This window comes from Amycolatopsis sp. SID8362, from assembly GCF_010550475.1.
Classification (GTDB): domain Bacteria; phylum Actinomycetota; class Actinomycetes; order Mycobacteriales; family Pseudonocardiaceae; genus Amycolatopsis; species Amycolatopsis eburnea.
Window position 1 is genome coordinate 1 of the sequence record NZ_JAAGNB010000495.1, and the last position, 9,878, is coordinate 9,878.

8 protein-coding genes and 1 pseudogene are annotated in these 9,878 nt (G+C 72.3%); 4 read left to right on the forward strand and 5 right to left on the reverse strand.

Features of this window, described 5'->3' with window-relative positions:
* Positions 1–206: 206 nt before the first annotated feature.
* Complete coding sequence (locus G3I65_RS15735) at positions 207–1,733, reverse strand: LCP family protein (protein ID WP_160696774.1); 1,527 nt, start codon at positions 1,731–1,733, stop codon at positions 207–209.
* A 137-nt stretch (positions 1,734–1,870) separates the two neighbouring features.
* On the opposite strand from G3I65_RS15735, the gene rfbB reads away from it, so the two are divergent.
* Both rfbB and rfbD read left to right on the forward strand, forming a co-directional pair.
* On the forward strand, positions 1,871–2,860 hold the full coding sequence (gene rfbB, locus G3I65_RS15740) for a dTDP-glucose 4,6-dehydratase (protein WP_160696775.1): 990 nt from the start codon (positions 1,871–1,873) through the stop codon (positions 2,858–2,860).
* Positions 2,861–2,870: 10 nt separating this feature from the next.
* On the forward strand, positions 2,871–3,761 hold the full coding sequence (gene rfbD, locus G3I65_RS15745; RefSeq protein WP_160696776.1) for a dTDP-4-dehydrorhamnose reductase: 891 nt from the start codon (positions 2,871–2,873) through the stop codon (positions 3,759–3,761).
* Here the strand turns inward: rfbD and G3I65_RS15750 are convergent.
* The gene (locus G3I65_RS15750; RefSeq protein ID WP_309235484.1) at positions 3,740–4,315 is read right to left on the reverse strand and encodes a helix-turn-helix domain-containing protein; all 576 of its coding nucleotides are present in this window, start codon (positions 4,313–4,315) and stop codon (positions 3,740–3,742) included. The genes rfbD and G3I65_RS15750 overlap by 22 nt on opposite strands.
* 77 nt (positions 4,316–4,392) lie before the next feature.
* Here G3I65_RS15750 and G3I65_RS15755 point away from each other — a divergent pair, with 77 nt between their 5' ends.
* Positions 4,393–5,130, forward strand: a complete 738-nt coding sequence (locus G3I65_RS15755) for an ABC transporter ATP-binding protein (RefSeq protein WP_160696777.1) — start codon at positions 4,393–4,395, stop codon at positions 5,128–5,130.
* Here the strand turns inward: G3I65_RS15755 and G3I65_RS15760 are convergent.
* From G3I65_RS15760 to G3I65_RS15770, 3 genes are read right to left on the reverse strand one after another with little or no spacing between them, the layout of a single operon-like run.
* Complete coding sequence (locus G3I65_RS15760) at positions 5,124–6,209, reverse strand: glycosyltransferase family 1 protein (protein ID WP_160696778.1); 1,086 nt, start codon at positions 6,207–6,209, stop codon at positions 5,124–5,126. The two genes, G3I65_RS15755 and G3I65_RS15760, sit on opposite strands and share 7 nt — an antisense overlap.
* Entirely contained in the window at positions 6,202–8,703 is a 2,502-nt protein-coding gene (locus tag G3I65_RS15765) for a glycosyltransferase (protein WP_160696779.1), read from the reverse strand. Before G3I65_RS15765 ends, G3I65_RS15760 begins: the two co-directional genes overlap by 8 nt.
* Positions 8,704–8,733: 30 nt before the next feature.
* Entirely contained in the window at positions 8,734–9,666 is a 933-nt protein-coding gene (locus G3I65_RS15770) for a glycosyltransferase family 2 protein (RefSeq protein ID WP_309235487.1), read from the reverse strand.
* A 9-nt stretch (positions 9,667–9,675) separates the two neighbouring features.
* Here G3I65_RS15770 and G3I65_RS15775 point away from each other — a divergent pair.
* Positions 9,676–9,878, forward strand: a pseudogene (locus tag G3I65_RS15775) (glycosyltransferase family 1 protein); the annotation flags it as partial.

Genomic DNA, 9,878 nt, shown 5'->3' on the forward strand with positions numbered 1-9,878 from the left:
GCAGCGACACCAGCCCGAGCGCGACCCGGCGGGTCACCCGGCCGGCTTTTCGCGCGCGCGACGGCGTCGCGGCGGGAGCCGCCCGCGGAAACGGCGACGGCTTCCAGTCGTCGTCGCTCTCCGTCACCGGCTCGGCGGCCGCATCCGGCTTTTCCTGCTCGTCTTCCACCCTGGACTACCTCCCCCGGCCACCCTGCGTACGCAGTCTAGTTGACGCAGGGGACGTCGCCCGCCGTGATCGGCGGCGCGGCGGGGGTGGTGGGCGTCGCAGTGGACGCCGGCGGCTTCGCGGCCGTGGACGTCGGCGCGCCACCCGGGGCGGCGGCCGAGTTCCGGAAGTCCTTGCCGAGCAGCACGCGCACGTGCCCGGCCGTGACGTCGCGGTCCGGCTCGGCCTGGACCGTCGTGCCCAGCGCCTGCTTGACGAGCGCCAGCGCGGTGTCGTCGGCCGGGTTGTACCGGACGATCGTCGTGTTGCGGGTGCTCAGCTTCTGGTCCGCGGCGAGGGTGAAGCCCTTGCTCTGCAGCATCGCGTGCGTCTGCCCGGCCAGCGTCGCGGCGCCCGTGCCGTCGAACAGCTCCACCGTGACGGCCTTCGCGCCCGGCAGCTGCGTCGACGTCGGCGCTGCCGGGGTGTCGCCGTCCGACGTCAGCCGCGCGACCTCCGCAGCCACCGACGGCTGGTCGACGCGGAGCACGTCCGCGCCGCCGATCACCGCGTTGCCCAGCGTCGGGATGGTGTGGAACTCGATGTTGCCACCGGTCAGGCCGCGCATCTGCTCGGCGAACTCGGTCAGGTCCCAGCCCTGCGAGAGCACGACGGACTTCTTGACCGCCGCCACGAGATCGGCGATCTTGCCCGGGCTGGTCAGCACGTCGGTGGAGATGACCTTGCGGGCCAGGCCGGACAGGAACGCCTGCTGGCGCGCGATCCGGTCGAGGTCGTAGTTGGGCAGGCCGTAGCGCTGGCGGACGAACGCGAGCGCCTGCACGCCTTCGATCGTCTGGCGCCCGCCCGGCAGGTCCACGCCGGACTTCACTTCCTTGACCGGCCCGTTGAGGCAGACCTCGACGCCGCCGATCGACTTGGTGATCTCGTAGAAGCTCGCCAGGTTCACCTCGGCGTAGCGGTCGATCATGCCCGGCTTGCCGATGAACTTCTCGATCGTCGCGATCAGGTTCTTCCGCCCGGCGACCTTCGCTTCCGCGTCGGCCTGCTTCAGGTCGGTCATGCCCTGGCGCTGCAACGTTTTGTAAGTGTCCGTGTACGCGTAGACAAAGGCGCTGTTGAGTTTGTGCTTGCCGTAGCCGCCCGCCAGCTCCACCCAGGAGTCGCGGGGGAACGAGATCGCGATCGCGTGCTTCCCGTTCTGGGGGATGTGCACGAGGATCATCGTGTCGGTGTTCAGCTCGCCGTCGGAGACACCGGCGTGCAGCATGTCCAGCACCTCGCGGGGCAGCGGGTTGCCCTGCGCGTCGGTGCGGCTGTCCTGGCCGACCAGGAGGATGTCGATCGCGCCGTCGAGCGGCTTCGCGTGCGCCTCGGTGTCGGCGAAGACGTTCGTGGTGGTCAGGCCGCTGTTCGGGTCACCGATGAAGTGCCAGCCGTACCAGGTCACGACCAGGATCGCGACGGACAGCAGTGTCACGACGACCTTGCCGCCACGCCGCGCGAAGAGGGCGGCGCCGCTGCCACGGCGCGCCGGGACCGGCGGCGCAGGCCATTCGGTCACGCGCTTCCTCCCCTGTGAACCCCGTGCTTCCCCCAGGGCACCAGTGTGCCTCCAGTGAGACTCTACTGAGGGTGTTGTAGGACCTCCGTAGGCTGGGGGCGGATTGCCCCGTCCGGGGCGCGAGGAAAGGCGGGGTTATGCGGGTCCTGGTCACCGGTGGTGCGGGCTTCATCGGGTCGCACTACGTCCGGCAGGTGCTCACCGGCGCCTACCCGGCGCTGCGTGACGCCGAGGTGGTGGTGCTGGACAAGCTCACCTACGCCGGCAACGAAGCCAACCTGGCCCCGGTCGCCGCCGACCCGCGGTTGCGCTTCGTCCGCGGCGACATCTGCGACACCGCGCTGGTCACCGACGTCATGCGGGGCGTGGACCTGGTCGTGCACTTCGCCGCGGAGTCCCATGTGGACCGCTCGATCCTCGGCTCCGCCGACTTCGTGCTGACGAACGTGCTCGGCACCCAGAACCTGCTGCAGGCGGCCGTCGAAGCGGGCGTCGGCAAGTTCGTGCACGTGTCCACCGACGAGGTGTACGGCTCGATCGCGGAAGGCTCGTGGACCGAAGACCACGTGCTGGAGCCGAACTCGCCGTACTCGGCGTCGAAGGCGTCGTCCGACCTGGTGGCGCGGTCGTTCTTCCGCACGCACGGGCTGCCGGTCTGCGTCACGCGGTGTTCCAACAACTACGGTCCGTACCAGTTCCCGGAGAAGGTCATCCCGCTGTTCGTCACCAACCTGCTGGACGGGCGGAAGGTGCCGCTCTACGGCGACGGGCTGAACGTCCGTGACTGGCTGCACGTGGACGACCACTGCCAGGGCATCCAGCTGGTCGCCGAAGGCGGGCGGCCCGGCGAGATCTACAACATCGGTGGCGGCACCGAGCTGACCAACCGCGAGCTGACGGAGCGGCTGCTGGCCGCGGTGGGCGCCGGCTGGGAGAGCGTCGAACCGGTCGAAGACCGCAAGGGCCACGACCGCCGGTACTCGGTGGACATCACGAAGATCAACCAGGAGCTGGGGTACGCTCCGCGCGTGTCCTTCGAGGACGGTCTGGCCGCGACAGTGGCCTGGTACACGGACAATCGCGCGTGGTGGGAGCCCCTGGCGGAGCGGGCCGCGCTGAAGAAGTAAGGACTTTCCTGTGCGGCTTACGGTTCTCGTGCCCGGCGGTTCCGGGCAGCTCGGCCGGGATCTCGCCGCGCTGGCGTCCCCTTCGGTGGACGTCGTGGCGCCGGGGTCCGCGGACCTCGACGTGACGGCGACGGGCCAGGTCCTCGCCGCGGTCGGCGCCTTGGCCGACCGTGCGCGGGAAACGGGTTCGGCGCCGGTGGTCGTCAACGCGGCGGCGTACACGGCGGTCGACGCGGCGGAGAAGGACGAAGAACGCGCTTTCGCGGTGAACGCGGACGGGCCGCGGGTGCTGGCGGCGGCGTGCGCGGCCCGGCGCGTGCCGCTGATCCACGTGTCGACGGACTACGTGTTCTCCGGCGACGCTTCGGCGCCGTACGAGCCTTCCGACGAGCTGGGCCCGCGTTCGGCGTACGGCCGCACGAAGGCGGCGGGCGAGGACGCGGTGCTCGGGTCGGGCGCGGCGTCGTGGGTGGTCCGGACCGGCTGGCTGTACGGCAAGTCCGGGTCGAATTTCGTGAAGACCATGGCCGCACTGGAAGCTTCGCGGGACACGCTGTCCGTTGTGGACGATCAGGTGGGCGGTCCGACGTGGACGGCGGACCTGGCGGCGGGCCTGCTGGAGCTGGCCTCCCGCGTGGCCGGCGGGGACGGACCCGAAGCCCGCGTGCTGCACTGCACGAACGCCGGTTCGACGAGCTGGTGCGGCTTCGCCCGCGCGGTTTTCACGCGGCTGGGCGCGGATCCCGCGCGAGTCCACCCGTGCACGACGGAGGAGTTCCCGCGACCGGCGGCGCGGCCGGCGTACTCGGTGCTGTCGCCGGCGTCGTGGAAAGCGGCGTGGCTGACGCCGATGCGGCCGTGGGAGGAGGCGCTGGACGCCTACTTCGCGGCCGCCAAGTAGGCGAGCGCGAGTTCGGTCGTCTCGGCGGCCCACGTGGTCCAGTCCAGGTCGTCGGGCCAGTAGCGGCAGGTGGCGGCGCGGTGCACGCAGGCGCCGATGACCGTCCGGGCCGTCATCCGGACGGCCTGGCTGTCGCCCGCGGCTTCGACGAAGGCGCGCTGGATCGCCGCCAGGGCTTGGAGCCCGCGCTCACGGCCGTCCGCGCGCTGGCCGTCGAGCAGCTCGGGGAAGATCCGGTCGTGAGCGGCGAAGGTCTCCGCCAGGGCCCGCGTGAAGGCGGCGACGACGTCGTGCGGGCCTGACTCGCGGAGCGCGTCGGCGACGTTCGTTTCCAGGCGCGTGAGCAGCTGGTCCTTCACGGCGTAGAGGAGCTGCTCCTTGCCGGCGAACCGGCGGTAGATCGCGCCCACCGACAAGCCTGCCTGCCCGGCCACCGCGCCGAGGGTGAAGTCCTCGTGCCCGCGGTGGGCCAGCACGTGCTCGGCGGCGGCGAGCACCTTCTCCAGCGACGCCCGGCTGCGGGCCTGCTGGGGCGGGTGAAAGCCCGGTGGCACGGATACCTCCCATTGTCGATGGCTTAGATGCGAATGATAACTTGCGTTCGCATTCGAGCCGTGGAGGGGTGGCAGCAGTGGTGAGCATCGAGGTGCGGAACGCCTACGTCGACTTCCCGATTTTCGACGCCAAGACCCGGTCGCTGAAGAAACGGGTGCTCGGCAAGGTCGGCGGGAAGATCGGCACCGGCGCGAAAACGCCGATCATCGAAGCCCTGCAGGACGTCACGCTGTCCCTTGAGGACGGTGACCGAGTCGGGCTGGTCGGGCACAACGGCGCCGGCAAGTCCACGCTTTTGAGGCTGCTCGCCGGCATCTACGAGCCGACGCGGGGGCACACCCGGGTCGCCGGGCGGATCGCGCCGGTGTTCGACCTCGGCGTCGGCCTCGACCCCGAGGTCTCCGGCCGCGAGAACATCCTGATCCGGGGCCTGTTCCTCGGCATGAGCCGCGCGCAGATGGAGAAGCGGGTCGACGACATCGCGGAGTTCACCGAACTCGGCGACTACCTGCACCTGCCGCTGCGCACCTACTCCGCGGGCATGCGCGTGCGGCTCGCGCTCGGCGTCGTCACCACCATCGACCCCGAGATCCTCATCCTCGACGAGGGGCTCGGCGCGATCGACGCGGCCTTCCTCGCCAAGGCCCGCGAGCGCCTGGTCGACCTCGCCCGCCGCTCCGGGATCCTCGTGTTCGCTTCGCACTCGGACGAACTGCTCGGGGAACTCTGCACCGACGCCGTCTGGATGGACGAAGGCAGGATCCGCGCGAGCGGCGGGCTCAGCGAGGTGCTTTCCGTCTACAAAGGTCAGTGACGGCCGGAGGCCAGGCGGTACGCGCCCACCGTCAGTTCCGCGCACGTGCGCCACGTGAAGCCCGCCGCGTGCGTGCGGCGGGCCGCCGACGTCGCCACCGCGTGCGGGTCGGTCACCGCCGTCCTCAGTGCGTCGGCCAGGCTGTCCACGTCGCCGTACGGGACCAGGCTCGCGCAGTCGCCCGCCACCTCGCGCAGGGCCGGGATGTCCGTGCAGACCACCGGGACATCCGAAGCCATCGCCTCCAGCACCGGCAGGCCGAAACCCTCGTCGCGCGACGGCAGAACCAGTGCCGACGCGCCCGCCACCACCGTGCGCAGGTCCACATCGGACAGGTAGCCGGTCTGGCGGCGGCGGGGGCCGTGCGGGAACGGGCCCGGGCCGGCGAACACCAGGTCCGGGAGGTCCGGGGCCGCGTCGTGGGCGCGGGTCAGCCAGTCCAGGCCCTTGCGCGGGCCGGCGGCGCCCGCGAACAGCAGGTAACGGGCGGGCAGGCCCAGGCGGGCGCGGCGCTCGTCGTCCGGTGGGCGCGCGGTGAACCACGCCGGGTTCACGCCCAGCGGGGTCACCACGATCTTCTCGCGGGAGACGTCGAGGCGTTCGGCCACCGAGTCCGCGACCGCCGCCGTCGGGGTGCAGATCACGTTCGCCCGGCGGGCGCCGCGGCGGACGAGTTCCGGGAGTTCGCGGTCGCTCGGCGCCAGCTCCGCGGGATTGTCCAAAAAGGCCAGATCGTGGATCGTCACCACGCCCGCCGCCCGGAACCGGCCCGGCAGCACGAAGTTCGTGCCGTGCACGACGTCGGTCGGGCCGGCGAACAGCTCCACCGGCGGGAAGTCCGAACGCAGCCACGCCATCCGCAGCAGCCGCGCCGCCACCGGCATCCCGCGGGCGCGGGCGCCGTAGGGGAGGACGTGCCGCAGGCGCCGCCAGCCGCGCAGCGTGAACGCCACCGCGCGCGTGTCCACCTCGGGGATCGAGATCAGTTCTTCGCTCAGCGCGGCCGTGTACCGGCCGATCCCGGTGCGGGCGCCGAGGAGCGGGGTGCCGTCGAGGAGGACGCGGAGTGACCTAGCCACGGCGCAACCGCTGCTTCGCGACCTTCAGCACCCGGCCGCCCGCGCGCCGGGCCAGCTCGCCGGCACCGCCCGCGGCCAGGTACTCGCGGACGAGGTCGACGTCGCGGCGCAGCAGCGCCCGGCCGCGCACCGCCGGCGTCTTCACCAGGTCGGCCGACCCGGGCAGCCGGTCGGCCGCCGGGCGCGGGTCGCGGCAGAACTCCACCAGCGGCTTGAGCGCTTCGGGCCACGCGAACCGCTGCGCGACGACGGCGATCCGCTCGACGCAAGCCGCCGCGAACTCCTCGTCGTACAACGCCTTTTCGAGCGCGTCCGCCAGCGCGGAAGCGTCCTCGGCCGGGACGACGACGCCGAGCCTCTCCGCCCGCACCAGATCGGCGAAGGCGTCGCCGTCGGTCGTGACGATCGGCAGCCCGGCCCACAGGTAGTCCAGGACGCGGGTGCGGAACGCGAACGTGGTCTCGACGTGCTCGTAGTGCGTCGTCACACCGCAGTTCGCGTCGAGCAGCCAGTTCTGGCGCTCGTGGTAGGGCACCCACTGCTCGTTGAAGTAGACGTGCTTGCCGGTCAGCCCCAGCGAATCCGCGAGCCGGATCGTCCGGGTGCCGATGTCCATCTCGGCGACCTCGGGGTTCGGGTGCTTCATCCCGAGGAACACCAGCCGGACGTCGCCGCGGCGGCGGCGCAGCTCGTCGATCGCGCGGACCAGGGTCAGCGGGTCGAACCAGCTGTACACCCCGCCCGCCCACAGCACGACGTGGTCGGTGCCGCCGATGCCCAGCGACGAGCGCAGGCCCGGCCCGGTGCGCACCGGCGGTTCGGGCGACAGTCCGAAGGGGACGACCGCGAGCAGCGACTGCGTCGTCGGGTCGGCGTCGTAGAGCCGCGGCGAAAGCCGGCCCAGCGCGGCCAGGTGCCCGAGCCAGAAGTGCCGCTGCCGCTCGGACGCGCAGAGGAAGAAGTCGCCGCGCTCGAGCTGCGCGTCGAGGACGCGGGTGACGCCCGCGAGGTCGGCCGCGCGCTGGTCGTCGGCGACGCCCTTGCCCTGCTCCAGCAGTTCCAGGTGCATCGGGTCGTAGAGGTCGGCGACGACGATCTTGCCGCTGTGCTGCTTCTTCAGCGTCGGCGCGAGTTCGAGCACGTGCCCCTGCAGGACGACGACGTCGGCCCAGTCGATCGGCGCGTCCAGCTCGCGGTGCTTGCCGGCGCTGACGCGGAACGGCGCGGGCGGCGGCGTGGCGAGCGGGTTCGTCGTGACGAGGTGGACGTCGTGCTCCGCGGCCAGCGCCAGCGCGATGTTCCAGGCGCGGATCGCCGGGCCCGCCATCCGCTCGGTGAGCGCGTCGCCGGTGATCACGAGGATCCGGCGCCGCTGCCCGAACGCCTTTTCGATGCCGAACGCCTCGACGAGGATGTCGTGCGCGGCGAGGTAGCGCGGCAGCGGGTAGGCCGGCTCCAACGCCTTGCGCAGCAACGGAAGCAGGTCGGCATCGGTGCGGACGCGGGCGGCCTGCTCGGCCTTCCGCGATTCGGCCAGCGACGGCAGCTGCTCGACGAACTGGTCGATGGCCAGCAGCCCGGCCAGCGTCGTCCGCGGGACGGCGACGTCGCCGGACTCGATCGGGCCGACGCCCTGTTCGAGGTCGAGCTGGGTCGCGTCCAGCTCGCCGCGGGCGGTCGCCCGGCGTACGGCGAGCGCGAGCGCCGCGGGCAGCGCACGGGCCAGGGTCTCGTCGGAGAGGTTCTTGTAGAGCGCGGCGAGGGCGTTGCGCTCCAGGAGGAAGGTCTCGCGGCCGGTCTCCGGCGCGTCCACAGCGGACATCGTGCCGTGGTGGCGGTGGTAGGTGAGCGATTCCGGCACGTACCGGACGCGCCAGCCGCGCAGGTTGAGCCGCCAGCCGAGGTCGACGTCCTCGTAGAACATGAAGAACCGCTCGTCGAAGCCGTCCAGCTCGGCGAACACGCTCGCCCGGACGAACATCGCCGAACCGGTGCCGAACAGGACGTCCTTCGCGACCTCGTGCTCGGCGGCCGGGACGTCGGCCAGCGGCGAGCCCGCGTGCCGCTTGTAGCCCATGCCGAACCAGGTGAGGCCGCCGTCGACGAAGTCGGTGCCGGTGCCGTCCCAGTCGAGGACCTTGCTGGCCACGGCGGCGACGCGGGGCTGGGCGCGCAGTTCGGCAACGGCCGCGGCGACCCAGCCGGGCGCCGGGCGGGCGTCGTTGTTGAGGAAGCCGAGGACGGTGCCCTTCGCGTGCTTCGCGCCGAGGTTGCAGCCGCCCGCGAAGCCGGTGTTGCGGCCGGCCTCGATCACCTGCGCCTGGGGGACGGCCTCGCGGATGCGCGCGGCCTCGTCCGAGTTGTCGACGCAGATCAGCTCGAGCTCGGGGTAGTCGTGCTCGGCGAGCGCGCGCAGGCAGGTGATCGTGTCGTCGGCGCCGTGGTAGTTCACCACGATCACCGAGACGAGCGGTTGCGGTTCCCCCTGCGCCAAAGCCTGCTCCTTCGTCGGGTGGGCGCCAGCTTAAAGGCCCGCCCAAGCCTCCCAGACCGCGCCTCGGCCGAGCGCCGCGCCGCGGCCGATCTTGCGCCGGGCGAGCAACGTCGCTGGTAGCCGCGCGGCCACCTCGGCCAGGACGCGGCAGCGCAGGCCGAACCGGAAGTTCGCCGCCGCCGGGCGGCCCCGCAGCGGCAGCACCGCTGTCAACACGGCGAACCTGACCAGCTGGTTCACCGCGACGCCGCGGGGCGCGCAGCGCAGCAGCATGAGCAGCCGGTTGCGCTCGTTCCAGCGGTGGAACAGCGGCGAGCCGGGCTTGCTGCTGACGCCGTGGGCGTGCCGGACCCGGGCGTCCGGCGCCGCGACGACGTCCCAGCCGGCCAGCCGCAGCCGCCACGCGGTGTCGGTGTCCTCGTAGTAGCAGAAGAAGGCCGCCGGGACGCCGCCGATGCCGCGGAGGGCGTCGCCGCGCAGGAGGGCCGCGCCGCCGCAGAAGGCGAACACCTCTTTGGCGGGCTCGGTGAGGTCGGCGCCGTGGCCGTCGGCGGTCAGCCGGACGCCGGCGGACTGGGTGGTGCCGTCGGGCCGCACGAGCAGCGACGTCGCCGCGGCGGCCAGCGGCGCTTTCCCGAGGGTGTCCTCCAGCGTCGCGAGCCAGTCCGGGGCCGGCTCGGCGTCGTCGTTCAGCCACGCGATCAGCGGCGTCCCGACCTTCTTCAGCGCGACGGCGAGGGCGCCCGCGTACCCGGTGTTGCGCGGCAGGCGAATTACTTGCGGACGCGAAGGATGGGCTTCGAGCAGGGCGGCGGTGCCGTCGTCGGAGGCGTTGTCCACCACGAGCGTCCGATGTGGACGCGTCTGCGCGGCGAGCGCGTCGAGGCAGGCGGTGACGTGCCCGGCACCCCGCCAGGTCACGACGACCACCGTGGTGGCGGGATTCGCGGTCACGTCCCGCACAATAGCCGCGTGCCCAGATTGGTCGTGCTCGCCGAGCAGCTCCTCGCGCCCGTGCCCGGTGGCACCGGGCGCTACACGGCGGAGCTGCTCCCCGCGCTCGCCAAGACCGCGCCGCCGGGCTGGACGGTGTCCAGCGTCTGCGCGCGGCACGCCGACGTGAGCGCGGCCCGGCTGGACGGCGTCGAGGGCCCGCGGGTGCTGCGGATCCCGCC